The organism is Sorangiineae bacterium MSr11954 (genome assembly GCA_037157815.1).
In the GTDB taxonomy this organism is placed as follows: domain Bacteria; phylum Myxococcota_A; class Polyangia; order Polyangiales; family Polyangiaceae; genus Pendulispora; species Pendulispora albinea.
In genome coordinates this window covers 4772534-4798253 of record CP089984.1, presented here as the reverse complement: position 1 = coordinate 4798253, position 25720 = coordinate 4772534, and the positions used below count along the sequence as shown (strand labels likewise).

At 67.7% G+C, this 25720-nt stretch carries 21 protein-coding genes, 1 tRNA gene and 1 pseudogene; 12 read left to right on the top strand and 11 right to left on the bottom strand.

Translation table 11 applies throughout. The features are described from left to right. Positions 1–4: 4 nt before the first annotated feature. The 3 genes from LZC94_18890 to hutH form a co-directional block, all read right to left on the bottom strand. Positions 5–1078, bottom strand: a complete 1074-nt coding sequence (locus tag LZC94_18890) for an NAD(P)-binding domain-containing protein (GenBank protein ID WXB19285.1) — start codon at positions 1076–1078, stop codon at positions 5–7. Positions 1079–1240: 162 nt separating this feature from the next. Further along, positions 1241–1323: transfer RNA gene (locus LZC94_18885), tRNA-Leu, on the bottom strand. Between the two features lie 28 nt (positions 1324–1351). Then, positions 1352–2953, bottom strand: coding sequence for a histidine ammonia-lyase (hutH, locus tag LZC94_18880; protein WXB19284.1), 1602 nt, complete (start codon positions 2951–2953; stop codon positions 1352–1354). 461 nt (positions 2954–3414) lie between these two features. On the opposite strand from hutH, the pseudogene LZC94_18875 reads away from it, so the two are divergent. The 6 genes and pseudogenes from LZC94_18875 to LZC94_18850 all read left to right on the top strand — a co-directional run bounded on the left by LZC94_18875 (position 3415) and on the right by LZC94_18850 (position 9836). Continuing rightward, positions 3415–3609 (top strand): annotated as a pseudogene (locus LZC94_18875) (acetyl-CoA carboxylase biotin carboxyl carrier protein subunit). Beyond that, on the top strand, positions 3606–4601 hold the full coding sequence (locus tag LZC94_18870; GenBank protein ID WXB19283.1) for a D-cysteine desulfhydrase family protein: 996 nt from the start codon (positions 3606–3608) through the stop codon (positions 4599–4601). The pseudogene LZC94_18875 and the gene LZC94_18870 overlap by 4 nt, the downstream one beginning before the upstream one ends. A gap of 40 nt (positions 4602–4641) precedes the next feature. Then, positions 4642–5313: a CPBP family intramembrane metalloprotease gene (locus LZC94_18865; GenBank protein ID WXB19282.1), complete on the top strand. Its 672-nt coding sequence runs from the start codon at positions 4642–4644 to the stop codon at positions 5311–5313. Positions 5314–5397: 84 nt separating this feature from the next. After that, positions 5398–7212: a tetratricopeptide repeat protein gene (locus tag LZC94_18860; protein WXB19281.1), complete on the top strand. Its 1815-nt coding sequence runs from the start codon at positions 5398–5400 to the stop codon at positions 7210–7212. Beyond that, on the top strand, positions 7209–7916 hold the full coding sequence (gene pgsA, locus LZC94_18855) for a CDP-diacylglycerol--glycerol-3-phosphate 3-phosphatidyltransferase (protein WXB19280.1): 708 nt from the start codon (positions 7209–7211) through the stop codon (positions 7914–7916). Before LZC94_18860 ends, pgsA begins: the two co-directional genes overlap by 4 nt. 276 nt (positions 7917–8192) lie before the next feature. Further along, complete coding sequence (locus LZC94_18850; GenBank protein WXB19279.1) at positions 8193–9836, top strand: hypothetical protein; 1644 nt, start codon at positions 8193–8195, stop codon at positions 9834–9836. A gap of 235 nt (positions 9837–10071) precedes the next feature. On the opposite strand, the gene LZC94_18845 is transcribed toward LZC94_18850, so the two are convergent. Next, positions 10072–11769 (bottom strand): glycosyltransferase, encoded by a 1698-nt coding sequence (locus LZC94_18845; GenBank protein ID WXB19278.1) that lies wholly within the window; start codon positions 11767–11769, stop codon positions 10072–10074. Between LZC94_18845 and LZC94_18840 the strand changes: the two genes are divergently transcribed. Continuing rightward, positions 11710–12948: a glycosyltransferase gene (locus LZC94_18840; protein ID WXB19277.1), complete on the top strand. Its 1239-nt coding sequence runs from the start codon at positions 11710–11712 to the stop codon at positions 12946–12948. The two genes, LZC94_18845 and LZC94_18840, sit on opposite strands and share 60 nt — an antisense overlap. Then, positions 12899–13642 carry a DUF2334 domain-containing protein gene (locus LZC94_18835; protein ID WXB19276.1) on the top strand — a complete coding sequence of 248 codons (744 nt, stop codon included), beginning with the start codon at positions 12899–12901 and terminating at the stop codon, positions 13640–13642. Before LZC94_18840 ends, LZC94_18835 begins: the two co-directional genes overlap by 50 nt. Before the next feature lie 23 nt (positions 13643–13665). Here LZC94_18835 and LZC94_18830 read toward each other — a convergent pair whose 3' ends face one another. The 6 genes from LZC94_18830 to LZC94_18805 all read right to left on the bottom strand — a co-directional run bounded on the left by LZC94_18830 (position 13666) and on the right by LZC94_18805 (position 20021). Next, positions 13666–13959, bottom strand: coding sequence for a type II toxin-antitoxin system RelE/ParE family toxin (locus tag LZC94_18830; GenBank protein WXB19275.1), 294 nt, complete (start codon positions 13957–13959; stop codon positions 13666–13668). Positions 13960–13970: 11 nt separating this feature from the next. Next, on the bottom strand, positions 13971–14207 hold the full coding sequence (locus LZC94_18825; protein ID WXB19274.1) for a hypothetical protein: 237 nt from the start codon (positions 14205–14207) through the stop codon (positions 13971–13973). A gap of 50 nt (positions 14208–14257) precedes the next feature. After that, a complete protein-coding gene (locus tag LZC94_18820; GenBank protein ID WXB19273.1) occupies positions 14258–16960 on the bottom strand; it encodes an MMPL family transporter in 2703 nt (900 codons plus the stop codon). After that, positions 16957–18198, bottom strand: coding sequence for a glycosyltransferase family 4 protein (locus LZC94_18815; GenBank protein WXB19272.1), 1242 nt, complete (start codon positions 18196–18198; stop codon positions 16957–16959). Before LZC94_18815 ends, LZC94_18820 begins: the two co-directional genes overlap by 4 nt. Positions 18199–18456: 258 nt before the next feature. Then, positions 18457–19077, bottom strand: a complete 621-nt coding sequence (locus tag LZC94_18810; GenBank protein WXB19271.1) for a hypothetical protein — start codon at positions 19075–19077, stop codon at positions 18457–18459. 113 nt (positions 19078–19190) lie between these two features. After that, the gene (locus LZC94_18805; GenBank protein ID WXB19270.1) at positions 19191–20021 is read right to left on the bottom strand and encodes a DUF3025 domain-containing protein; all 831 of its coding nucleotides are present in this window, start codon (positions 20019–20021) and stop codon (positions 19191–19193) included. Between the two features lie 134 nt (positions 20022–20155). Here LZC94_18805 and LZC94_18800 point away from each other — a divergent pair, with 134 nt between their 5' ends. The 3 genes from LZC94_18800 to LZC94_18790 are packed head-to-tail and all read left to right on the top strand — an operon-like array spanning position 20156 to position 23590. After that, entirely contained in the window at positions 20156–21142 is a 987-nt protein-coding gene (locus tag LZC94_18800; protein ID WXB19269.1) for a hypothetical protein, read from the top strand. Further along, positions 21139–22476 (top strand): hypothetical protein, encoded by a 1338-nt coding sequence (locus tag LZC94_18795; protein WXB19268.1) that lies wholly within the window; start codon positions 21139–21141, stop codon positions 22474–22476. The genes LZC94_18800 and LZC94_18795 overlap by 4 nt, the downstream gene beginning before the upstream one ends. Positions 22477–22498: 22 nt before the next feature. Then, complete coding sequence (locus LZC94_18790) at positions 22499–23590, top strand: glycosyltransferase family 4 protein (GenBank protein ID WXB19267.1); 1092 nt, start codon at positions 22499–22501, stop codon at positions 23588–23590. Between the two features lie 53 nt (positions 23591–23643). Here LZC94_18790 and LZC94_18785 read toward each other — a convergent pair whose 3' ends face one another. Continuing rightward, positions 23644–24924, bottom strand: coding sequence for a hypothetical protein (locus LZC94_18785; protein ID WXB20393.1), 1281 nt, complete (start codon positions 24922–24924; stop codon positions 23644–23646). On the opposite strand from LZC94_18785, the gene LZC94_18780 reads away from it, so the two are divergent. Next, positions 24911–25579: a uracil-DNA glycosylase gene (locus LZC94_18780; protein WXB20212.1), complete on the top strand. Its 669-nt coding sequence runs from the start codon at positions 24911–24913 to the stop codon at positions 25577–25579. The two genes, LZC94_18785 and LZC94_18780, sit on opposite strands and share 14 nt — an antisense overlap. The last annotated feature ends 141 nt before the right edge of the window (positions 25580–25720 follow it).

The following is a 25720-nucleotide window of genomic DNA, read 5'->3' as shown; positions in this document are numbered from 1 at the left end:
AGCCTCACGCGCGCGGAACGGCCAACTTGGCGCGCGCCAGCTTCTCGGCCGCCGCGTGCGTTCCAATTCGTTCGGCGCGGGCCTTCGCAAACACCTCCAGCAAGGTATCGCCCAATTGCTCCACGGCGCGATCGACTTGGGCTTCGCTCCAGCGCCAAAGCTCGAGCCCCACGCCGTGCAGCACGCCGCCGGCGCTGGCGACGAAGTCCGGCGCGTACAGAATGCCGCGCTCATGCAAGCGCGCGTCATCCTCGGGTGTCGCGAGTTGATTGTTGGCGGCACCCGCGACCACGGCGCATCGCAACTCGGGAATGCTGCGCGCATTGAGCACGCCGCCCGTGGCGCACGGCGCGAAGATATCGCAATCCGTTGCCGCCGCCGCCTCCGGCGCGACCGAGGCGACCCCGAACTCCGCAGCGAGCTTCGCGACCCGGTCCTCCGCGACATCACTGATGGTCACGCGCGCCCCCGCCCTCACCAACCTCCCGACCAACGCGGCACCGACCTCGCCCACACCTTGAACCACGACCGATTTCCCCGCCAAACTCCGCGATCCAAACGCGAACTCCGCGCTCGCCAGAATGCTGCAAAATACACCCAACGCCGTGTGCTGCGTCGTACTACCCGACCCGCCGCGCTCCTCCGTGCGGCAAAACACATACGGACTCCGCGCGTGAATGAAGTCCATATCCGCCGGACCCGTATTCATATCCGGCGCCCCGTAATACGTGCCCTTCAACGAAGCGAGCAACGCCGCAAACCGCTCCAACAGCGGCCCGCGCTGGCCCGTCGACACATCACCCCGCGCCGAATCGAGCGCGATCACCGCCTTCCCACCGCCCAACGGCGCACCACAAATCGCCATCTTGAGCGACATGGCACGCGACAGCCGCATCCCATCCCGCAAGCCATCCCCCGGCGAATCATAAGCCTTCAGCCGAATCCCCCCGGCCGCCGGCCCCCTCACCGTCGAATGGACACAAATGAACATGAACGCCCCCGTGCCCTCGTCGTAACACGACGCCACGAGCTCACCGCCCCACCCCCGATACAGCTCCGCATCCCCGTCCGTCATCATCCCCCCAAGCTGCCACCTCTCCGCCCGAACCGGGAGGCTCGAATCGCAGCGCGGAGGGGGCGAGCGCCCCCGCGCGGTACGTGCCAACGGCAACCGCGAGCGCCAACTCCGATGTGCGAACCGGCAGCCGGTCTCCCCGAGACCGGCCGCCGCTCAACGCGGTGGCCCCTGCGGGATTCGAACCCGCACGCCCTTTCGAGCCGTGAATTTTAAATTCACTGCGTATGCCTTTCCGCCAAGGGGCCCACTCGGCCTTTTAAACCGAGTTCCAGCTCAGCGCAACGCGCCGATTTCGGCCTCGACCGCACGGGTAAGCTCCCCGGACGCAATCAACGCCGACACCGCCGCGATATCCTTGTAAAGCGGCCTGTCCTCGGTCAGCGGCGCCACCAGCTCCCGAACCTTCGCGTAGGCCGCGCGAACGCCCTTGCTCGGCGCGAGCGGCTTGCGCTGATCCAGCCCCGCTGCCGCCGTCATCACCTCGATCGCAACGGCGTTCCGCACGTTGGCGACGACCTCCCGAAGCTTGCGCGCGCTGATGCTCCCCATGCTCACATGGTCCTCTTTGCCCGCCGACGACGGGATCGAGTCCACGCTCGCCGGGTGGCAAAGCACCTTGTTTTCGCTCACCAGCGACGCCGACGCCACCTGCGCGATCATGAACCCCGAGTGCAGCCCGCTCCCGGGCGCCAAAAACGGCGTGAGGCCCGTCGAAAACGCCGGATTGACCAGCTGCTCCACCCGCCGCTCGCTGATGTTCGCCAGCTCCGCCACCGCCATGGCCGCCAAGTCCAGCGCCAAGGCCAGCGGCTGCCCGTGGAAGTTCCCCCCGCTGATGATGTCCATCTCTCCCGTTTTGTCACCGCTCGCATCGAGGAACACGCTCGGATTGTCCGTCACGCTGTTCACCTCGCGCTCGAGCACCGTGCGCACCCACCCGAGCGCATCGCGCGTCGCGCCATGGACCTGCGGCATACATCGCAGGCTGTAGGCGTCCTGCACTTTGCCGCAGTCGCGATGGCTCTCCATGATCTCGCTCTCGGTCAAGAGCGCCCGCAGGTTCGACGCCGTTTGCTCCTGCCCCGGGTGCGGACGGGCCGCTTGCAGACGCGGATCGAAGGGACGGCTCGTTCCCTTCAGCGCCTCCAGGCTCATCGCCCCCGCGATGTCCGACACCGTGCAGAGACGCTCCGCCTCGAGCAGCATCATCGTCCCGAGCGACGCCATGAACTGCGTGCCGTTGATGAGGGAAAGACCCTCCTTCGCCTCCAGCTCCACCGGAGCGATCCCCACCATCCGCAGCGCATCGCCACCGGAAATGTGGACGGGTCGATACCCCGCGTGCGGATTGGCGCCGGCGCGCACCGAGGCCTCGACCGACGCTTCGCCCTCCCCGATCATGGCCAGCGCCAGGTGGGCCAGCGGCGCGAGATCGCCCGATGCCCCGACCGACCCTTGCGACGGGATGCGCGGGTGCACCCCCGCGTTGAGCATCGCCAGGAGCTGCTCGACCAAAATCGGGCGCACCCCCGAGTGGCCGATGGCCAACACCTGCGCGCGCAGAAGCATCATCCCGCGCACCTCGGCGATCGACAGATCGGGGCCGGTGCCGGTGGCGTGGGAGCGGACGAGGTTGCGCTGGAGCGCGCGGATGTCGGCGGCCCCGATGCGCGTCTCGCTGAGCGCGCCGAAGCCGGTGTTGACCCCGTAGACGCGGGGCGACCGATCGCCGCCTTCGGCGATGCGGTCGATGGCCGCGCGGGAGGCGATCACCTTGGCGCGGGCGCCCGGATCGAATTCCACGGCGCGACCGCGGAGGGCTACATCTTCGAGATCCTGAAGAGAAAACGGCTTGCCAACGAGGACGGCGGACATAGTAGCCCCATAGCGCAGCCACGTGCCGGCGGTGTGTGAAATAGCTCTGGGCTGGCCGACAAAGACTGCTTCGGCTAACGTCCGTTCGCCCGATGCGCTATTACGTCACCCTCGATGCTCCCAAGACCGGGGGCGAGCCTGCTTCCGACTCCTCGTCCACCTCGAACAGGCCCGCCGCGCCCGTGGAGGTCGACGTCACGGAACTTCCGAGCGGCGAGCTCCAGGTGCGGGTCTCCGGCGAGCTCGTCGACGTCGACCATGTGTCCATCCCCAGCTCCGGAGCGCTGTCCGTGCGGGTGGAAGGGCACCTGGTCGATCTGACCACCGAAGGCTCCCCGCCCGATGTCGGCGTCATCGCCAGCGGCCACCGCTCGTACGTCCGCGTGGTCAGCGAGCGGCAGCGCGCCGCCGATGCGGCCACGAAGGGCGCAGGACGCGCCGGGGAGAAGGTCGTCAAGTCGCCGATGCCGGGGCGCGTCGTGAAGGTCTTCGTCAAGAAGGGCGATGAGGTGGCCGCGGGGCAACCTCTCCTCATCATCGAGGCCATGAAGATGGAGAACGAGCTGCGCGCCAAAGCGCCAGGTACGGTCGCCGAGGTGCACGCCGACACGGGCGCCGCCGTGGAAGCCAACGCCAAACTGGTTACGTTCGCGTGAGAGCCCGCATCCCGCTGATCCACGGCCCCACGCCCATCGTGCGCTCGAAGGCGCTCTCGTCGATGCTCGGGGTCGAGCTCTACATCAAACGCGACGACACCACCGGCGGGGCCGAAGCCGGCAACAAGCTGCGCAAGCTCGAGTTCCTCCTGGGCGACGCCATCGACCGAAGGGCCACCTGCGTCATCACCTGCGGCGGCACCCAGTCGAACCACGCGCGCGCCACCGCCATCGCCGCCGCGGGCTTGGGCCTGCGCTGCATCCTCTTCTTGCGCATGGGCGACGCCGAAGGCCGCCCCGAGCACATCGGCAACATGCTGCTCGATCGCCTGGTCGGCGCCGAGATTCGGCCGACCACGGCCCAAGAGTACCGCGATCGCACGCGCATCATGACCGACGCCGCGCATGCCCTCGAGGACGCGGGCGAGCGCCCCTACTTGATTCAAGAGGGCGGCTCGAATGGCCTGGGCGCCCTCGGCTATGTGGAGGCCATGCGCGAGACGCGCTTGCAGCTCGATCATGGCATCGCCGGCGGCGGGATCGCCTTCGACGTGATCGCGCACGCGTGCGGCTCGGGAGGAACGGCGGCCGGCACCGTGCTGGGCGCGGGCGAGTCGGACGTGGCCGCGCAGGTGTGGTCCTTTGCCGTCAGCGACAACCGCCACCACTTCGAGCAAATCATCGCCCGGATCATCGACGAGGCGCGCGCGCTCGACCCCAGCTTGACCCGCGAGGCGCGCCTGGTGGTCGACGACGGCGCCAAGGGCCCGGCCTACGCCGTCATGAGCGAAGAGCAGCGCGCCTTTTTGGTGCGCGTGGCCCGGACGAGCGGCATCTTGCTCGACCCTTCGTACACCGGCAAGGCCATGTTCGGCCTCGCGCAAGCGGTCGCGCGCGGCGCCATCCCCCGCGGCGCACGGGTGCTGTTCCTCCACACGGGCGGCTTGCCCGGTCTTCTGGCGCAAGGCCCGAACTTCGAGGGCGTTCTTTGACCTCTAGCCGCGGCGGGCCTCGGAACGACGGGGGCCTCGGATGAAGCCCCTCGCGCAGGTGGCGAAGACGCTGGGGTCGGGCCTCGCGCTCCAAGCAGGCATCCTGCTCGTGGGGGTGTACTTCCAGAAGAACGCCGTCGGCGCCGCGGCCATTCAGGCGGCGATCACGGAGTTTGGGGCGGGTCGCATCGGCGTCATGTGGTCCGATCCGCATGCCCCCGCCCCGAGCAGCAGCGCCATTGCCCGGCGCGCGCTTCGCGGCGCGGCGTTTGCCGCGGCCCTGGCGGTGGTTCTCTTGGTCGTCGCGCTCCTCGCGCGCGCGGCCTCGCTTCACATGGCGCCGCAACTCGGCATCCTCGCCTTGGTGAACGGCCTGCTCGTGGCGACCTTGGTGGCCGTGCGCGACGAGTTGCTCTTGCGGGGGGTGATCCTGCATGCGCTTCGCGGCACGCTCACCCGCGCGGCTCAGCTCGTCATATGTGGCTTGGTTGCCGCGGCGGCATCGTGGGGCTCCCAGGGCGGCGCGCCGCTCGAGACGGTGTTGGCGGGCTTGCTCGGCGTGGGGTATGCGGCGTTGTGGATGAAGGACCGGGGCGCATGGATGGCCTGGGGGGCCCATGCCACGTTTCATTATCTGATGGCCACCGTAACGCACGGCGCCGTTTTCGATGTTCGCATCGCACAAGGAAGCTGGGCGCAGGCACTCTGGTAAGAGTAGGATCCATCCGCCGGCTTGCGCGATGCGCACGACCCGTGCGCCGGCTCACCACCACCGAACCAGGAGATCACCCGAATCATGGATGACAACGTCGGACGGCGCAGCCCTCGATCGCTCTCGCCGGAGCGCCGGGCGTCCACGTTGCCGCGATCGGACCGCTCGCGGGATCCGGCGGGCGAAGAGTTCCTCTTTCATCTGTTTCGAGGCAGCGAGCTTCTGCAAGACAGCCGCGTGCACGAGGCGAAGGAAGAGCTGGAGCAAGCCCTCCAACTGCAGCCGCGCGATCCCAAAGGGCAGGACCTGCTCGCCGTGGTGTACTTTCGCATCGGGCATTACCCAAGGGCGATCCAGATCTACGAGCAGCTCAAGCACGATCACCCGGGTCGCACCTCGCTCAGCCTGAATTTGGCGCTTTGCTACCTCAAGACCGGCCAGGCGCAGCGGGCGCGCGAGGAGCTGGAAGAGGTGGTGACCGTCTCGCCCGAGCACCGCCGCGCGTGGGGCTACCTGGGCCTCGCCTACGAGCGGCTGGGCGACTACGACAAAGCCGAGCTTGCGTTCGAGCGGGGTGGCCACACCGCCATGGCCCGTCGCATGACGGAGCGCCGCGGCGGGCGCCCATCCATCGTCTCGTCGGATCTTGCGCCGCTCTCGCGCGACCTCGAAGAGGTGCGTGAGGGGCGCGAGGCGCCCGATTCGGGCGGGCCTCGAGACGCAAACGGCGCGCAGACGGCGCCGAGCGCGCGCGCCGCGCACGTTGCATCCATCCCGCAGGCGTCGCGGTCCTCGCAGGCGTCGCAAGCCACGCAGGTCTCGCAAGCTAGGCAGGCCACGAACACCACCGCCATCCCCAATGGCGCGAGCGAAGGGCGCGAGGCCGAATTGCCCTTTGCCGCCGCCCACGAAGCGCGCGAGGGGGAACCGCCCTTTGCGCGCCTCGTCCCGGAGACGAGCGAGGTGCGTGCCGCCGCCGAGCCATTCGAAGAGCTGGACTCCGGCGAGCTCTCGTTCGTTCTCGCCCAAGCCGAGACCCACAGACCGGAACCCGAAATGTGGCACCCCGTCGAAATCGGCGAGGCCATCAAGCTCCCGTCCGACGCGCCGCGCTCGGCCCCCCTGTCCGCGGCCCCGCCATTTGCGCACACACCGCACCCTCGCGCCATCTCCGGATCGCCCGCCGCCAACGCCCACGTCCCCGTGTCCGCTCCTGCTCCTGCCCACGCTCCGCGTTCGCCAGCCGCCCCCGTCGCGCTGCAGCACCTTCTGCGCGCGGCCCGCGTCACCCCGGCACCCGACGAAGCGCTGTCCACGACCGCCGCCGGCCAGATCGTCGTGCACCTGCGCAGCCCTGGGATGCACCGCGAATCGCGCAATGTCGCGCTGCGTTTCGATGCCCTGCGAAGCTACACGGGCTCCTTGACGACGCAAGTCCTCGAGCGACGCGGACGCGGCCACGGCGACTCGTTCGGGGGCATCTCGAGCACCGTGGTGCATGCGACGGGCAACGGCGTCGTCGTGCTCTCCCCGCGCCCCGGGCGGTCGGCGGTCGCGTCCGCCCTGGGCGAGGACGACGTTCTTTTTTTGCGCGAGGACGCCATCCTCGCCTTCGACCTCTCCATGACCTTCGAGAACGGACGGCTCGCGCGCGGCGACGACGAGCCCATCTTCGTCGTCCATCTGCGCGGCCCCGGCCCTCTGGCGATCGAGTACATCGAGCCGCTCGCCACCTTGGAGGTGACCCCCGACCAAGCCGCCACCGTGCGCGCTCCATCGGTCCTCGGGTGGACGGGGCACCTCGTTCCCACCGCCGTTCCACCGGGTGAAGCCCCCGGCGGGCAGCGTGGCCTCATCAACTTCGTGGGTGCAGGAACCGTGTTGGTCGCCGGACGATGACCCAAGATCTCCCCCCGAAGGCGCCGTCGCGCACCGCCCAGGATCGCAAAGAACACCGCCGCACCCTCGCGCAGGACGCGGTCAACCTCCCCAACCTCCTCACGATGTTCCGCATCGTGATGATCCCGGTCTTTCTGGTGCTGCTCGATCGGCAGACCCCCGTCGCCTGTTTCTGGGCCGCCTTGGTTTACACCTTGGCCGCGCTCACCGACGCGCTCGACGGCTACCTCGCGCGCCGCATGGGCGTGGTCAGCGTGCTCGGGAAGTTCCTCGATCCGCTGGCCGACAAGCTCATCGTCATGGCCGGCCTGGTCTGGATGGTCCCCATGGGACGCATCCCCGCGTGGGTGGTGGTGGTGCTCCTCGGACGCGAGATCAGCGTCACCGGACTGCGCAGCGTGGCGGCCAACTCCGGCGTGGTCATCTCGGCAGGGCGGGAGGGCAAGACCAAAACAGCGCTCCAAATGATTGGGATCATCGCCCTCGTGCTGGGTTACCCCTATCATCTCTCGTACCTCGGGATCGATCTCGGCGTCGTCGACCTCGTTCACGTGGGGCGTATGCTTGTCTACCTTTCGCTTGTCTTTTCCGTTGCCAGCGCTGCGCAGTACCTGCACCTTTTCGGTCAGGCGGTCGAAGCCAAAGACAGCAAGCACCGAGACACCTCCGTACGGGATGTCAGCGCCCACGCACAGGAAGATTGAAGCCGAAAAACCCGCACACGCGCACACTCTTTGCTCTACGCTCGGCGTTGGAGAGCGCTGCAAAGCCACGTTCGCAGACGTGAGCTCGCTCCCGCACCCGACCGATCCGACTGACCCTTTCTCCGCCGCCGCCGCGTTGAACCGATGACGACGCACGCCACCCGACAGCCTTCTCCGGTTTCCCAGGTTTCAGGCGTTTCCGGCGCGCCCGAACCCGATCTCGCCGGCGCGAGCTTGGATTCCAGTGTCAACGTCGGGAGCCCGGGCTCCGCCGAAGTGACATCGCGCACGCGCTGGGCCTGGCTGGGGCTGGGGGTGGTCGGGATCGCAAGCGTGCTCGTTTTCTGGATCTTCGACGCGCTGCCTTTCCAGGATCTTCCCGCCCACGCGGGCCTCATTGCGTTGCGTCATCGCTTTGCGGAGTCGACGTTCGACCAACGCTTTTTCGTGCTGGCACCCCACGTCGGCCCGTACTCGCTCTTCCGTTTCCTCGGGGAGCACTTCGCGGCGGTGGTGGGTCCGGTGGGGGCGGTCCGAGCGCTCGCCACCTTGCCGATGCTCGCGACCCCCGCCGCCCTGCTGTTCGCGCGCAAGCGGCTGCACGGGGATCCCTCCCCCACCATGGGCTTCATGGGGCTGGTCCTCTCGTTTGGGATGATGACCCTCCTGGGCTTTGCGAGCTACCTGCTCGGCCTTGCGGTGATGTTGGTCTGCCTGGCCCTCTGGCTGGAGCTCCTCGTCGCCGCCGATGCGAGCGTCTCGTCGGGTGCAACCAATGCGACCGGCGCGACCGGCGCGACCGGCGCGGCGGGCGAGGGCGAGGGCACCGCCAAGAAAGAGCTGGTGATGGCGATCGCCGCGCCGATGCTCTTCATCGCGCACGGACATGCGTTCTTGCTGTTCCTGTTCGTGGCCGGCATCGCGACGTTGTCGACCGGCAATCGCTTCGAGCGTCTTTTGCGGCTGCGCGCCCTGATCCCGGCGCTGCTCCTGGCGGGGTACGTGGCCTGGCTCGAGCGGGCGGGAACGACACCGCCGGGTTCGGTGAGCGTGAGCGCAGGCAACCTCGAGCCACACTTTCAAGGGCCCTACGACAAGTTCACCTTGCTCATCACGCCCACGTTGATGACGCGAACGGGCATCGACTTCTTCATCGGCTGCGTCGTTTGGCTCATCGTGGTGTCGTGCACCGTGGCCACCGTGCGAAAGCTCCGCCCCGAGGGCACGACGGGCCGCGCGCTCGCCCCTGCCACTGCCACTGCCACCACGGCGAGCGAGGCGCACACGCGGGCGCTCCTGGCGGGTGCGGTGGCCGTTGGGGTGATGTTCCTCGTTTTACCGCACACCATCGGCTGGTTTGGCTTCGTCGATGGCCGGCTGGTACCGCTGTTCTTGTTCCTCTGCTTGATGGCCATCCGCCGTCCGGCGCTCCATCGATGGCTCGCGAGCTTGCTCGACCGGGCCGCCCCGGCGCTGGCGTCGGGCATGGCGACGATTGCGCTGGTGGCCTCGTACCGTTTTCAGCACGAGGCGCGCGGCTACCACGAGGTGCTGGCGAGCGTCCCGGCCGAGTCGAGCCTCCTGAACGTGCCGCTCGATCCGAACAGCGACATTTTCACGGCGCACCCCTTCATCCACTACGACAAGCTGCTCTTGACCGAGCGCCCCGCCGTCGTCAGCGACATCTGGTTCCACCAGGGCTCCGCGCTCTATCCGACGAAGGAAAACCCCGCCCTGCGCCTTCCGCCGACCTACACGGAGAGCGATCTGCACGGTGTGGATTGGTCCACGTTCAAGCTCGAAGACTGGAACTACGTTCTCATCCGCACCCGCCCCGAAGCCTCTGCGCCCATCATCCCGCAGAACCTCCGCCTGGCCGATCACCGCGGCGGCTGGTGGTTGTACCGCACGGCGCTCTGAATCGCGCCGGCACGACTTCCGAGCTAGCTGCGAGGTCCCAAAAAAGGCAACCGCCAGGACACCACGAGCGCCAAGAGAACCTTTTGAGTTTCTCTTGGCGCTCGTGGCGCCCTGGCGGTTGAATTCTCGCAGCGCCATGACGGTCGAATTCTCGCGGCGCCCTGGCGGTTGATCCCCATCCGGCTTCCGGCCCTGGTGGTCGATTCGCTCGCCCGCCGGGCCGTTGCCCGAAGGGTCAGCTGCTGATCTGCGGGTGCTTGATCTGCTTGCGCTTCTCTTCTTTGGCCGGCCGCAGGTGGCCGAAGAGGTAGATGCCGCCCATGAACGTGGTCCACGGCCGGAAGTAGCGGAAGGTGGTGTACCACTGGAGCGCCTTGGGGCGGTCGGCGACGGGCCGGAGGCCGCAGGCGGCGGCGTGGTCCTGCGCGTGCTGGAATGCGTCGGCGATGCGCTCCTCGACGACGCGGGGATGCGCGCGCTCGCGGGCGATCTTGGCCGCCGCTTGGCCGATTCGGCCGCGGCGCTTGGGATCGCGGACCAGGCTGAGGACCGCGCGCGCAAAGGCGACATCCGCCTCATCGCGACCGCCGCCGCGGTTGCCCGGGGCGAGCAGCACGCCATTGACGCCGTCTTGGATCTGCGAGCTCACGCCCATGCCGTCGGCGAAGGCCACGGTCGGCGTGCCGCACCAGAGGGCCTCGCCCATGACGTTGCCGTACGTCTCGCTGAGCGACGCGTGAACGAAGATGTCCGCGTACGCGTAGAAGTCGGCCATCTGCGAGAACGGCACCTCACCCGGGAAAAAGACCCGATCCGCGACGCCTTCCTCCACCGCCACCCGCTTGTAGTACGACGTGTCGGGCCCCTCGCCGAGGAGGGTCAAGGTGGCATCCGGCTCCGCCTTCGCGATGTGGCGCGCGAAGATGCGAATCAGCCGGTCTTGCGACTTCTCCCGCGTATGGCGCCCCGCGCAGAGGAGCCGCGCGCCCCGCGAAAGCCGGCCGCCGCCCAAGTGCGCGTACGGATCGGCGCCGAGCGGCCGATCGAACAGCTCCGGCTGGACCGCCCGCGGGATCACGTGAATCGGCGCGGTGACACCGCGCTCGCGCCAGTAGCGGCGCAGGCCCTCGGACAGGACCACCAGACCGTCGCTCTCGTTGTAGATGCTCGCGAAGAGCTGCTCGTACGGCCCGCGCAAAAACATCTCCAGGCCGCCGTGCACCGCTTCGATCTTGGAGAGCTTCTCCGGCAACAGAACGTCGTACGCGGCCGCCAGGTGCGTGGTGTTCACGATGAGGAGCGGGATGCCCTTCATGCGGCGCAGCCAGAGCCCGAACTCGACCAGCAAGGATGTCGTTTGCGCAAACACGATGTCGAAGTTCCATCGGTCGGCGTCGTACACCCATGAGGCAAGAGGAAGTGGGATGTGCACCCCGGGGTACGTCTTCAGTGGGAGGCTGGGTAGCGATACGGTACCTGGTGCGAGATCCTCCGGCCTGGCATCCGGATCGTGTGGACCGATGACTGTGACTTCATGACCACACCGACGCAATTCCTGATACAGAAAGCGTGTCTGAAATGCTGCACCGTTGGCATACGGTATCCGCGTGAAGTCACTGAGAATGGCTACCCGCAAAGGACGCCCCTGTCGTGCTGCCAAACGAGCAAACGGAGGGAGCTCCTCCAGTCCAAACGAGACCGATTCATCGTGTTTTTTCGCGGAGTTGTTTGATTTCGAGGCGGCCCCGCTCGAAGCGAGGCGCAGGACGGTCGCGTTGGGCGTGCCGTTCGTACCATTCCCAGAGCTCGCCTCTCCCTGCGCGCGTGTTTGGTGCGGGGAAGAGGCGGGTCCTCCATTTGCGGAGTCCCGGGCATGAAGGTCGTCGACGTGACCGAGTTCTACTCGAAAAGGGGAGGCGGGGTTCGAAGCCATCTCACTGCCAAAGGTCATATTTCGTGCCAGCTGGGCCATGACCACTGGGTGGTCGCGCCCGGTGAAAAAACCACGCTGCAGGTAGCCGGGGAAGCACACACTTCTACCGGCCAGAGCAGAGTACTACATGTAGGTGGACCTGCGCTACCTTACGACCCCACCTATCATCTTCTCTGGCGGGTCGATGCGGTACACCGTCTGGTACGTCAAGAGCGGCCCGATGTGGTGGAGATTCATTCGCCCTATGTCGCCGCGGCGAGCTGCCTCTCGCTGCCCCGGAAAAATTTTGGCATCCGCACCTTCGTATGGCACGCGGACTTCATCGACACGTACCTGCGCGGACCGCTGACCCGAAGGCTATCGACCCAGACCGTGGACCTGGTGGTGGAGCCGCTCTGGGCGTGGATCCGGCGCATCGCCGACGCATGCGACGCGACGTTCGCAGCATCCAGGTGGCAGGCCGAGAAGCTGGTGGCGCACGGGGTGCGAAGGGTTTCCTACCTGCCCTTTGGCGTCGACAAGGGGGTGTTCAACCCCGACGCCCGCAGCGAATCGCTGAAGCGCGAGCTCTTGGGCGCCCGCTCGGGGCCTCTTCTGGTGGCCATCGGGCGCTTTGCGGTCGAGAAGCGCTGGGACGTGGTGCTCGATGCGTTCTTCGCCTTGAGCCAGCGTCCGAACATGAAGGGCGTGACCTTGGCCATCTTCGGCGACGGGCCCGAGCGCGACAAGCTCAAGGCCCGGGTGGCCGGGCGCGACGATGTGCTGTTCTTCGGCTTCGACAAGGACCGCGGGCGGCTGGCGAGCATCATGGCCAGCGCCGATCTGCTCATCCACGGCTGCCCCTTCGAGACCTTCGGGCTGGGCATCGCGGAGGCGGTGTCCTGCGCGCTGCCCATCGTGGTGCCCGACGAGGGGGGCGCCGCCGAGCAAGCGCTCCCGGGCGGCTCCGAGATCTATCCGTCGGGCGACGCCATGGCCTGCATGCACGCGTGCGAGCGCCTCCTTTCGCGCGATCGGGCGGAGGTGACCGATTATGCGCGGCGGGCGGCCGAGCGGGTACCGAGCGAAGAAGATCACTTCCGGCGGCTCTATTCGATGTACGAGGAGCTCTCGAAAAAGGAAAAACCCAGTGAGCGTTCACGTATCGATTCACGACGTCGCACCCGCATTCCGCAGTGAAATCGAGCTCGCGCTGGAAATGGCGCACGCGCGCGGATGCAAACCCGCGCTCTTGGTGGTGCCCAACTTCCACGGCGAGCACCCGCTGGAGGCCGACGCCTCGTTCTGCGATTGGCTCCGCACCCTCCAAGCGGGCGGCCACGAAATTTTCCTCCACGGCTTCTTCCACCTCGCCGATGCCCCCCGTCTGTGCGACGACGCGCGCCCCGGTAGCCGCGCCTCGCGCTTCTTCGCCCAGCGCGTCGTCTCGGGCGGCGAGGCCGAGTTCAGCGACGTCTCCCCCGAGGAGGCCAAGGCGCGCCTCACCGAGGGCGAACGGATCCTCACCGGCGCGGGCTTGCGCATCGACGGCTTCATCCCCCCGGCGTGGTCGATGCCGCACTGGATGCTGGGCCTCCTCCAAGACCGCGGCATCCCGTACACCGAAGATCACCTCTACATGTACGCCCCGACCACCCGCCGCAAAAAGCCGAGCCTCGTCCTCAATTACGCGAGCCGCACCCCCAGCCGTCTCATCTCCAGCGTCGCCTTCTGCCGCCTGGCCCGCGCCACCTTCCCCCCGCGCATCCCCGTCCCCGCCCGCATCGCCATCCACCCCGCCGACATGCGCTTCCGCCTCCTCCGCCACGAGGTCGGCCGCCTCCTCGACTGGGCCGAGGGCAACACCGCCCCCCGCGCCACCGACTTGGTCTAAAGCCCCGCGCCGCGCGCGAATGGCTAAAGGCGCTTCGCCCAGTACCCCGGCTTGCGATGGCTGTGTGCGATCGCGATCACCCGCACCTCGTCGAACGTCTCGACGAATACGATGACGTACGGAAAACGTCGCACGAAGACGCGCCGTACGGGGAGCTCCGGCGAGACGCCAGGCGGCCGGCTGCTCTCCATCGAGTCGGTGCGAAGCGCAGCGAGGCGCTCGCGAATGGCGCGAAGAAAGTCCGCGCCGAGCCCAGCTTTTTGGGTCTCGTAGTAAACGGCAGCGTCGATGAGCTCTTCGTCCGCAGCGGGATCCACCCGCACGACCTTCATCGCACGCGGCGGATGGCCACCTCGGCATCAGCGAGGACATCGGCCGCGTCGCGCCCAGTCCAGTCCGGCTTCAACGCGCGGATGGCTCGGCGTTCGATCTCGCGACCCCATGCCTCTTCCGCACCTTCTTCCGGCTTGGGCGGGGAGCCAGAAGCGATGAGCTCGCGCGTGACCTCGTCCCGCTGCTCCTCGGGTAGCTCGAGCACTTCACCGAGTAATTTTCGAGCACGCATAACGCCAGGCTAACCCCGAACCACCCCCCGCGCCAGTCCCCCTTCGCGCCTTACTCCGCCGGCGCGCTGCTATCCCGGGCCGTCACCTCTTGGTTCTTCTTTTGCGGCCAGAGGTGCAGGATGGATGGAAGGACCAGCAGCGCGGCGGCGAGGCAGAGGATCTCGCCCGACATGGCCAGCTTGCCGAAGGATTGGAGCGCCTGGTTGTCGTTGAAGAGGAGCGCGCCGTAGCCGATGGTGGTCGTGTAGCTGCAGAGGGCCACGGCGCCGCCCGTGCGCTTGAGGGCGCCGGTGACGTCGCCGCCGAGGAGACGGGAGCGGTCGAAGACGTTGAAGGGGTATTCGGAGCCGATGCCGAAGGTGATGGGGAGCGCGATGAAGTTCAGGAAATTGAGCTTCATGTCGATGAGCGCCGCGCCGCCGATCATCCAGAGAACGCCCATCACCAGGGAACCGATGACGACCAGGAAGCCGCGAAGGCTGGCCGTCGCCACCAGCACCACCACGCACACCGCGAGGAACGATGCGCCGGTGGCCAGCGGGCCGTCGCGCTCCATCGAGCGGATGATCTCGGCGAAGATGGTCGAGCGGCTCGCGGTCTGTACGACCACGTTGTCGGGCAAGCGAACGTTGTCGGTGGTCTTGGCGATGCGCAGCGCGATGTAGCCGTCGGAGAGCGAGATTTCGCGCGGCTTCACATAGAAGACGGTGCCGATGGTGCCGTTGGCCTCCTCGAACCTTCGCCGCAAGAGGCCCGGTAGATCCTTGCCGGCGAGCTCCCGCAGGCTCTCGGGCGGCCTCATTTCTTCCACCCGCGTGCGCTCCGCCGGATCGATCGACGCGAGCACCGCGGGGCTGAGACGGTCGCGGATGCGATCGAGCACCTCGAGCTTCTTTTGCTGCTCCTCCGGCGTGCCCGGGAGGAGATCGGCGATGGTCGTCACGTCGGCGATGAGCTGACCTTGTGGATCGGCGGCGTCGTTCTTGAAGATTTGCGCCTTGACCAGCGGGACCTGCTCCGGCGTGTCCGCCAGCATGAGCGCCCCCGCGATGTTCATCTTGCCGCCGAAGACATGCTCCGCCTTGGTCGACCACGCGCCGGCGCCCGAGGACTTCGAGCCCCGCGATCCCAGCCGATCGAAGTTGTACTCCCAGGGATCGTGCAGGTAGCCCGGCAGCTTCCACGCCGTCACGAGGCTGAGCACCACGGCCGCGCCCACGAAGAGCCACGGACGGCGCTCGGTCATCAGGGCGATCTGCTTGATGATCACCCCCTTGCTCCCGTCCTTCTCGATCTTGGGCGCCGGATCGCGCAGCCACGGCGGCAGCCGCGCTTGAATCCACTCGATGATGACCACCAGCGCCGGCACCACCGGGATCATCGAGACCCACACCAAGAGCATGCCGACGAAGCCAATCAGCCCGAACTGGCTGAAGCCGCGGAAGTTGGTGATGACCAGCGATCCATAGGCGATCCCGCCCACGCTGGCGCCCACCAGCTCCGCGCGAAACGCGTTCCACACCGCGTCGCGACGCGCTTGCTCGGCGGAGAGGCCGCGCGCCCGGAACTCGCGGTAGCGCGACAGGAGCACGATGGGGTAGTTGATGCCGTTGCCCAGGATGATGGCGCCCAGGAACGCGCCCGAGGTGTTCACATAGCCGTAGGTCACCATCGCAAAGGCGTAGGCGCACCCCACCCCGATGATGGCCGGCACGATGATGACCACCAAAGACCACGGCGACCGAAAGAACACGACCAAGCCCGCGACGATCAGCACGAACGCCGCGCCGGTCGCCCAGGCCGCGTCGCTCACGATCGACGCCTTCTCCTCCATCACGTTGGCGATGTTGCCCGCCAGCCCCGCCTGCATCTCCGGGTGAAAGGAGCGCGGGTTCATGTCGGCGACCATCTGCTCGACCATGTGCATCAAGGCGTCGCCGTTCGCGTCGCCCATGCCGGCCGTCTTGGAGATGATGCGCAACCCCAGCATTTTCCCGTCGGGCGTCGCAAAGTAGCCGGTGGGGAAATCGTCGCTCTTGTTCGCCTTTTGCTGCCACCGGTCGCGGTACTGGTCGAGGCCGAGCGCGGGCTTTCGCTTCTCCGCGTTCTCCGCCGCGGCGGGTGCCGGCTCGCCCTTTGCGGTGTCCTTGGCCGCCGCTCCCTTTGCCGCGGGCGCCTTGGGGGCCTTCGGTTTCGCGGGCGCGGCGCTCGAGGCCGGCGCGGGCTCCTCGGAGGAGAGATCGGTCACCGAGCCGGTGGCGAAGGCGATCTGGTGGTCGAGCGTATTGTCGGCCTCCTCGAGATCCTTCACGTCGGCGTAGAGCCACTTGTTGTCCTGGAAGAACTTGCGGACCTCTTTCGTCCCCGTCTCCAGGTACGAGATCAGATCGGGGCCGCACTTGGTCGCGCGGCACGCTTGATCGTCCTTGCAGACGGCGACGCACTCTTTGTGCTCGGCGATCTTCGCCTCGAGCTTGCCCGCGAGCGCGTCGATGAAGCGCTCGTTCGCGGCCCGCTCGGGCGACTCGACCACCACGATGAGATCCGCGCCGCCGCCGACCCGCCCGAGCTGATGCTCGAACGCCTTGAAACCGGGGCTGTCGCGCGGAAGGAGCTCGAGGAGATCGGCCCTCAGTTGAAGGTGCGATGCGTAGCTCCAGCTCGCCACGATGGCGGCGAGGGCCACCATCAAGACGATGAGCGCGTTGCGACCACTCCAGTCGACGACCTTGGAAACGATGCGCTGGATCAAGGAGCCGCCTCGAGCTCTTCGTTGCCCTCGCCACCCTCGACGAAGCCGGCCGCCCGCAAAATCTCGTGCTGGATCTTCATCGCCTGCCGCTCACCGCTGAACTCTTTCTCGATGCGCATCCGCGCGACCCTTCCCTGCTCGAGACGCAGCCCGGGATCGCGGGCGTAGCGCACGAACTGGTTGGCCAGTCCTTGCACACCGCGATCCGGATGCTTCGTGGCGTGACCGTTCTCGGCGCCCGCCTCCCCCAGGTGGACGAGGGTGCCCGTGACGCCGTCCGCGAGCATCTCGGCCACGCCGCCGACGTCGAACGCGATGACCGGCTTGCCCATGGCCATCGATTCGATGACCGCGCGCGGGAGCGGATCGGGGTACACGCTGGGCACCACCGCCACGTCGAAATCGGCCACGTAGGGTTTGACGTCCTCGCGAAAGCCCAGAAAATGCACGGATTTCGAGATGCCCAGGCTCTCGGCCAGCGCCCGGCACTCGGCCACGTGATCGGGCCGGAAATCCTGAGGCGTATCGCCGATGACGACGAAGCGCACGCGCTCACGTTCGGCGGCCGAGAGGGTGGAGAGGGCGAGCCCCGCTGCACGAACCATCTCGATATAGCCTTTGCGCCGCAGGATCCTTCCCTGGCTTCCGAAAATCGTCACCTCGGGCCCCACCCCGAGCTCGGCCCGCAAGCTGGGCCGAACGTGGGCGGTGTTGAACTCGTCCACGTCGAGGGCGTTGTGGATCACGCTCACCTTCTCCGGGCAGTGCGGGAAGAGCGCCGCCGCCGCGCGCGACACGCAGATGATGCGGCGCACGCCACGGCTCGCGGCCAGCCGATCGTGTAGCGGCGCGAGCACAGGTTGGATCGAGGTGTAGCGCACGTGCCACAGCGCCGGCACACCCGAGGTTCGCGCCAGCGCGCCGCCGGCGAAGTCCGCGTTGGTGCCGTTGCAGTAGAGCAAGTCGTAACGGCCGCGGCGCGCGAGCGCGGTCAGTCGTGCGATGGCGCGGGCCCCGCGCACCACATTGCCGACGAGACGGACTCCCTTGAGCGGCATGGCCGCGTCGAAGTCCTCGCGCTGCATGGGACGGTCCCAGGGCTCGATGGGGTTCTCGACGAGGTTTTGCTCGAAGAACAAATCGTCGACCACGCCCCCCTTCGCGTAAAGCTCCCCGATGACCCCGGGCCGCGGAAGAACGACGGCGCGATGAACCACCGCCGGGTCCAGAAACTTCAAGATATAGAAGAGACTGCGTCCCGGACCACCGTTACGCGCCGTGTCATTGATAAAAAGAACCCGGACCTTGCGCCTTATCAAGATGGCAGGTCCTATAGCAGGGCTTTTCGCACTCCGTTACCGTCTCGAGCAACGAAATGGCCCGCGAAGACACCTGCCTCGGCGAGGCTCGAAACGAGAGGTAAACGAGAGATTTTCGAGGGCCAAGCCCACGAGACCGGTCCGAAAGGACGCCCGACGACCGGGCGTCGCCTTCCTTTAGTTCGCGGACCCGCCGTGCTCTTCGAAGCGCTCGAGCTCGCGGGGCCTTCGGGGCACGCTGCTGTGCATGCGAACCTCGTCGCGGCCGGGGAGCAGCTGGGGCAGGTCCAGCGCGTGCTTTTCACGGACGACCGGATCCTTCGTAAAGTGCCACGCGACGAAGAGCTTGTTCGCCACGTGCTGCGCCTCGGGCTGCAAGGTGAGGTACGCGGTCTCCGCCGTGAACACGTGCTTGTTGTCGAAGCACGCTTCGAACACGGTGACCGGCTCCACCACCCCGCGGTTGGTCGAGCGCTCCGTGTCCTGGATGATCTTCACCCGCTTGCTCTTGACCGACGCCACCTTCCCCTGTTCGTCCGGCGAGTTGTAGGACTCCAAGACAAAGGTGGCCACCCGGACGCGGGCCGCGTCGTCCGACGTTTGCCCGCTCACGCAGACCTCTTTGCTATCGGCAAGCGTGATGCGAAACGAGTCACCCTGGCGCGTGCTCGCGGTGGGCGGTGCTTGCGCGTGCTCGGGCCCGGCCACGAAGGGGTTCTGGGCGAGCGGCGCGTTTTGGAAGTCCCCCTCGAACGTAGCGCGATTGAAGCACCCGGCGCTCGACAGGAGGAGCACCAAGGCGGGTAGAGCGGATCGTGACGCGGAAAGAAGGCGGTCCATTAAATGTGGGACGCTACCACAACCGCTTCGCACGACCAGTAGGTGTGCTCGCGCGCCGAACGATTGTCGCGTTATATCCCCAACTGTGCAGAGGGGATGCGAAGCGACTGGAGCGCTACCCGCGGCAGCGACTCCGGCAGGATGGGCCTCGCGGCATCGGCCAACCGCGCCGCGAGCGCATCATCCACGTCACCCAAGTCGCCCGGCCCGAACATCGTTCCATCCGAAGCCCCCTCGGGAAGGCCCTCGGAAATCGCCAGGTAGCGCGCGATCATGGCGCGGCCGCCGAGCACCAAGCCCTCGTACAAGGCGTGGCCGAAGATGAGCGCATCGCGCGCGTCGGCGGGGCCCGAGGCTTCGCGGGCGGCCACGATCACGCCGCCTTCGTCGAGCATGGCCAGGGCGTCGAGCTCGCGGGTGCGCGCATTCGGAAGGCGGATGGCCGACGCGGGCACGTGGGTGGACATGGCGGCGTACTGGCGGGCGTGAAGCGCGGATTTGGCGGCGGGAAAGGTGGCCCAGATGAGCGCGTTCAGAAAGTCGTGCCAGGAGCGCGGCCGGGTGGGCACGGAGCGGGTCAATGTGATGCGGCCGTCGTACAGCGCCCCAAGGTCGACCGCGGCCTCCGGCTCGCCCGCCGCCCGCCGCCGGGAGCGCCTGGGCTTTGGACGCGCGGGCTCGAACGAAATGGGCAACGGGGCGCCGCGAAAGGCGCGCGCATAGTCCTCGACCGGCGGCCAATCGAGGTAGCCGCGAAAGACGGCCGCCGCGGCGGCGATGGGCCAAAAGAGCGGATCTTTTTCGAAAAACAGCGGGTCGAAGCGGGTCGCGTCGGGATCGGTGCGGCGCGCGCGAAGCGTTCTCGGCGAGGAAGGTTGCTCGGTTTCGGGCTGCGCCGGCATGCTAGGTATCCGCTCGCCACCCAGCAAGGCGAGGTGGCTTCTCGTATCTTTTACCTCCTTCTCGCTCTTTTCCCCTCCCTCTTCCGCTTTCTTCGTCCTTCTTCCTCCCGGCACGCGAGGCTTCCGCAGCAACGATGGCCAGCTATCTTCTCGTCACGATCGATTGCGAGTGCGACAAGGGCCCAAAGTGGCGCTCGCAGCGGCCCCTCGCCTTCGCCGGGGTGCTGGAGGGCATCGCGGGCCGTCTGCAGCCGCTCTTTTCCCGCTACGGCGCCAAGCCCACGTATTTGCTTTCGGCCGAGGTCATCCGCGATGAACGCAGCGCCGATGCGCTCGCGCACTTGAAGGGCGATCACGAGCTCGGCACCCACCTGCACGGCGAGTTCGCCGAGCCGGGCGCCTTCGAGCCCGAGGTGACCGACGCCTTCCAGCGCGACTACCCGCGGGACGTGGAGGCGGCCAAGCTTCGCTACCTCACCGAGCTCTTCGCGCGCACCTTTGGCCGCCAGCCCACGAGCTTCCGCGCCGGGCGCTTTGGCATCGGCCCGCACTCCATCCCCATCCTCGAGGAGCTCGGGTACGCGGTCGAGTCCAGCGTCACCCCGCACATGGATTGGGCCCCCAACGGCGCCCCCGGCCTCGCCTTTCTCGATGCGCCCACGCAGCCTTACCATCCCGATCCCGTCCACCCAGGGAGGCCCGGCTCGAGCCCCATCCTGGAGGTGCCGCTCACCATCCGCCCGCACCCGCTCGGAAGGCTGCCCGTGGTCGGCACCCGGCTCGAGCCGCGCTGGCTGCGCCCGACCCGCACGAGCAGCGAGGCCATGATCCGGCTGGCGCAGGAGGAAATCCGCAGCGCCAACGCCGCGGTCCCCGGCAGGCCCGTGGTGCTCAACGCCATGTTCCACAACGTGGAGATCATCCCCGACGCCAGCCCGTACGCGAAGAACGAGCGCGAGGCCCGGGCCATTCTTTCGCGCCTGGAGGGCCTGCTCGCCTTTGCGCGCGCCGAGGGGATCCGGGTCATCGGGCTCTCGGACACCGCAGCGCTCTTTCCAAGCCCGAACGCGCCCGCGGCGGCGCGGGGAACCGAGGCCGCGCGGGGGCACGGCGCATCGTGAGTGGACGGGCCATCGTTCGCACCACCCTGTTCTTGCTCCCGATGCAGATCGTCTTTCGCGGCGGCGAGGCGCTCTTGCCGCTGTTCGTGGCCATCTGGTTCGGCGCCAAGCAAGACACCGACGTGTATCAATTCACCTGGGCGGTCTTCAACTTTGCCGGCTCCTTGGTCTTCAGCATTTTCCAGGACTCGGCGCTGGTGCCCATCCTCGCCGAGGTGAAGTTGACCCGCAAAGAGAGCATCCCCACCGTGCTCGGCTCCATCCTGGCGCACACGGGGGTCATCGGCAGCGCGCTCTCGCTGGTGGTGGGGCTCCTGGCGATGGCCTTCTTCTCCGTGCACTACCAGGGCGAGGCGTGGACCCTCTCCATGCACATGGTGCCGCTGTTTTGCGTGGTGCTGGTGGCCATGGCCATCAAGACGTTCTTTTACGCGGTGCTCAACGCCGACCACCACTACGTGGCGCAGCCGCTCGCCAGCTCGATGGGCGTGATCGCGCAGCTCACCGTGATCGCGACCCTTCGCCATCGGTTCGGGGTGCTCACCATCGCCATGGGGACCTTGGCGGGCGAGCTCTTGGCCATCGCGGTGCTGCTCGTCATCGCCTTCAAGTGGGTCCGGCTGAAGATCCACCTGACCCTGGAGCGCCCCGAGCCGGCCCTTCGCTTTGCGCGGCTGGTCGCGGCGGAGGTGGGCGGGAGCGCCGTGACCCGCATCAACCCGGTGGTGGACCAGTTGATGGCGGGGTTCGTCGGGGTCGAGGGCGCGCTCACGTTGCTGCGCAACTCGGGGGACGTGGCATCCCTTCCCACCTCGCTCCTCCAGGCCGCGCTGCTCCCCGTTTTGCTTTCCCACTTATCCGACGACTTCGCGGGCGGTACGCTCGAGCACCTCCGCAAGCTGCGCGCCACGGTGGGCCGCGCGGTCCTCATCGTGGCGGCGCTCCTGGTGGGCATCTCGATTCTTCTCTTCTTGGTTCGCACGCCGCTTCTGCGCTTGGTGTTTTTGCACGGCGAAATGACCGCCGCGAAGGTCGATTTGATGGCGCACCTCCTGCCGTACCACCTCGTGGGCCTCGCGCCCTTCGGCGTCTTGTTGGTGCTCGCGCGCGCGCATGTCTCCATGAAGAACAGCGGCATCATGCTGGGCATGGGCGCCCTGAACGCCGGGCTGAACGCCGGCTTCAACGTGGTGCTCATGAACGTGATGGGGCTCGAGGGCATCGCGCTCTCCACGTCGTGCGTGCAGCTCGCCATCGCCATCGTGTTTTGGTTTCGGTTCGAGGCCAAGATCGAGCGCGCCCAGCGCGCCGTCGCGGTGCAAGCTCTCACGTAGCGTGCGGGAGGTGGCCCGAGGCATGGAGATACGCGTCCTTCACGTGGTGATCGCAGGGGAAGTCGGCGGCGCCGAGCGCATGCTGTGCGATTTGGCCTCGCGCCCCGACGAGAGCGGCGCCGCGCACGCCATCGCGCTCATCACCCCCAACACCGCCCTCGCCGCCCTCTTCGAGCGCGCGGGGCTCCGCGTGTGCGATCGAGGCCGCTCGCGCGAGAGCGCCCTCGCCTTCCTCTGGAGCGCCCTCGGCCCGCGCGACGTGGCGTGGCTTGTGGAGGTGGCCCGCGCCGAGCGCGCGAACATCGTGCAGCTGCACACCTTTGGCTCGCAGGTCACGGGCACCCGCGCCGCGCTGCGTCTGGGGCTGCCGGTGGTGCGCACCGAGCACTCGACGCGCGTGTACGACGATCCGAGCTGCTGGCCCTTTTCGCGCTGGTCGCTCCGGCGCGCGCACTCGGCGGTGTTCGTGAGCGAGCACGTGCGCCGCACGGCCATGGCCAAAGATCCGAAGATGTTTCCGCGGGCGCGGGTCATCCACAACGGCGTCGACACCGCGCACTTCACGGGCGCGCCCCCGCCCCGCAGCGGCCCGTTCACGTTCGCCTTGGTGGGCCGCCTCGAGCGCCGCAAAGGCGTGGATCGCGCCATCGAAGCCCTGCGCCACGTCCCCGAGGCGCGCCTGGAGATCGTGGGCGATGGCACCGAGCGCACGAGCCTGGAGTCCCTGGTCCGCGAGCACGCCTTGGAGGCCCGCGTGCGCTTCCACGGGATGCTGGACGATCCGCGCCCGGTGTTGCTCCAGGCGCACGCGGCGCTGTGCTCGTCGCGCGAGGAAGGGTTGGGCATCGCCAACCTGGAGGCGATGTCCATGGGCCGCCCGGTGGTCGCATCCCCCGTGGGGGGCGTGCCCGAGATCGTGCAGGAGGGGATCACGGGGTTTCTGGCCCACGATCGAAGCGTGCCCGCGCTGAGCCTGCGGATGCACGACGCCGTCAAACACCGCGACCGGATGCTCGCCATCGGCGAGACCGCGCGGCGGTTCGTGGTGGAGCGATGTTCGATTGAATCGATGTGCCGCGGGTACGGTGCCGTGTACCGGGAGCTCGTCCTTTAAAGGAGAGCGCGAGGCGCCCTCGTTAAGGAAGCGACGCGGGCGCGCTCTCGTTCTTAAAGAAGCGACGCGGGCGCGCCCTCGCCTTCGAGCATGCCCCGGGCCACGGCGCGGGTGAGCGCCTCGAAGCCGCTGCGTTGAAACTCGGCGCCGCTGGCCAGCCAGTCGACATGGCTCGCCACACCATGCGCGTCACGAAAGTGGCCGAGGACGTCGAGGTGATCGCCGTAGCCGCACCAGACGAGCTTGCCCCATAGCTGCGAGCGGATAGGGACCACGCCATCGTTGGCGCGGGCGCCGGGCGATCGCTGAAACGCTCGGGCGAGCATGGCCTCGGTCTCGGGCCCCGCGCTGGGGGCGGCGCAGGGGTAGCGCTCGTCCCAGCGCGCCGTGAGGCTGTAAAGGCTGGCGAAGAGAGGCGCGCTGATGACGCTCCACGGGCCGCCGAGGGTGCGCATCCACTGGGTCGGCGTGGGGGGCGGCGCCATGGAAGCGGTCGACTGGTAGCGGAGGCCGGGCCGGTTCTCCACGCCGCATTGAAAGAGGTCCATGGCCTCGGGGGTCACTTGGATGATGGAGCCCTGGTCCTCGCGGATGGCCTCCAGGTACAGGCGCACCTCGCGGCGTCGGGCGTCGTCGAGGACGCGCATCAGGGCGTCGGTGGCGCGGTCCAGCATGCCGAGCTCGACCCCCAGGGCCCGATCGAGCCGGCCCACGGCGATCACCAGGGCGCTGGCCGCCGCGAGCGGAGGAGCGCCAAGGCCCAGGGCAATCACGGTGAGGGCGCTCACGGCATAGAGCATCCGCTGTCCGCTGACGGTGGCGAAGAAGCTCGCGAGCGGTGTCCCGAAGTGGGGGGTGTTCATGGTGGTGACGCTCGCAAGGCGCGGCAACCACCGCATCGCGTCGGGTTCGACGGGCAACACCGCGCTGGGGGACGCCACCAGACGCGCATCCAAGCCGCCCGTGGAGTGGCCCACGAGATGGATGGGGCCAAGGACGCCGTCTTCCTCGCAGGTGTTGGCGATCAGCTCCGCCAAACGCCCCGCGCGCCGGCGGATGGAGGCCGTGGGAGGAACATCGAGGATGAACGTCTGCGCCTCGCGCCCGGCGGCCGCGAAGTGCTTCTCGATGGCCTTCTCGAGGTGCGAAAAGTAGCTATACGGGCCAAGCCGCCCGAATCCAAACATCCCCGGGGTAAAGTAGATGCGAGAAATCTCGCGCTGCTCCTCCATGCCGACTCCTCCGCCCCGCCCTTCCTCTTCTTCTTCCGCGCCGTCGCGTTCTTCTTCGACCTCTTCCGGTTCTGCCGAACTTTCACGCCTGCGGGAAGCCATCGTCGGATGCCGAGCTTGCCCGCGCCTCGTCCAGTGGTGCTCGAAGGTGGCGCATGAAAAGCGGCGAATGTACCGGGATTGGACCTATTGGGGCAAACCGGTCCCGGGCTTTGGCGATCCCGACGCTCGCATCGTGCTCGTGGGGCTGGCCCCCGCGGCGCATGGGGCCAACCGAACGGGACGGATGTTTACCGGGGACCGCTCGGGCGACTTTCTCTTCGCCGCGCTTCACCGCGCCGGGCTGGCCAACCAGCCCACCAGCGTCTCCCGCGACGACGGCCTTTCGCTCTCGAACGTCTTCATCGTCGCCACCGTGCGGTGCGCGCCGCCCGACAACCAACCCTCGCCCGAGGAGATCGTGCAGTGCCAGCGTTTCCTGGACGAGGAACTGGCGCTCCTTCGAAACCGGAGGGTGCTCGTCGCCCTGGGCGCCATCGGGTGGGATGCCACGCTCCGGCACTTCGAGCGGCAAGGGTTCGCCGTTCCTCGGCCGCGGCCCAAGTTCGGTCATGGCGCACGCGCGCAGATCGAGGGGGCACCTCTGCTCCTGGGAAGCTTCCATGTGAGTCAGCAGAACACCCAGACTGGAAGGCTGACCGCCAACATGTTCGACGCCTTGGTGGCGGATGCGAAACGCGCCGCAGGCGTTTCGTGATGAGCCCGCCAGAGATGCGATCCGAAACCTTAGAGGTTTTAGGTTCGAGATCGATGGGTAACCAATCGAAATTTATCTAAATTTCGTCGCAGCAAAATGCTGTTGTCGGTTGGATACACCTCATCCGAGGTGTCACCTATT

Excerpts from the sequence above, each read along its gene's own strand:
- LZC94_18890 (WXB19285.1), bottom strand. The coding sequence starts at position 1,078 with ATGATGACGGACGGGGATGCGGAGCTGTATCGGGGGTGGGGCGGTGAG.
- hutH (WXB19284.1), bottom strand. The coding sequence starts at position 2,953 with ATGTCCGCCGTCCTCGTTGGCAAGCCGTTTTCTCTTCAGGATCTCGAA.
- LZC94_18865 (WXB19282.1), top strand. The coding sequence starts at position 4,642 with ATGAAGCCCCTCGCGCAGGTGGCGAAGACGCTGGGGTCGGGCCTCGCG.
- LZC94_18860 (WXB19281.1), top strand. The coding sequence starts at position 5,398 with ATGGATGACAACGTCGGACGGCGCAGCCCTCGATCGCTCTCGCCGGAG.
- pgsA (WXB19280.1), top strand. The coding sequence starts at position 7,209 with ATGACCCAAGATCTCCCCCCGAAGGCGCCGTCGCGCACCGCCCAGGAT.
- LZC94_18840 (WXB19277.1), top strand. The coding sequence starts at position 11,710 with ATGAAGGTCGTCGACGTGACCGAGTTCTACTCGAAAAGGGGAGGCGGG.
- LZC94_18845 (WXB19278.1), bottom strand. The coding sequence starts at position 11,769 with ATGGCTTCGAACCCCGCCTCCCCTTTTCGAGTAGAACTCGGTCACGTC.
- LZC94_18825 (WXB19274.1), bottom strand. The coding sequence starts at position 14,207 with ATGCGTGCTCGAAAATTACTCGGTGAAGTGCTCGAGCTACCCGAGGAG.
- LZC94_18805 (WXB19270.1), bottom strand. The coding sequence starts at position 20,021 with ATGCCGGCGCAGCCCGAAACCGAGCAACCTTCCTCGCCGAGAACGCTT.
- LZC94_18800 (WXB19269.1), top strand. The coding sequence starts at position 20,156 with ATGGCCAGCTATCTTCTCGTCACGATCGATTGCGAGTGCGACAAGGGC.
- LZC94_18790 (WXB19267.1), top strand. The coding sequence starts at position 22,499 with ATGGAGATACGCGTCCTTCACGTGGTGATCGCAGGGGAAGTCGGCGGC.
- LZC94_18785 (WXB20393.1), bottom strand. The coding sequence starts at position 24,924 with ATGGCTTCCCGCAGGCGTGAAAGTTCGGCAGAACCGGAAGAGGTCGAA.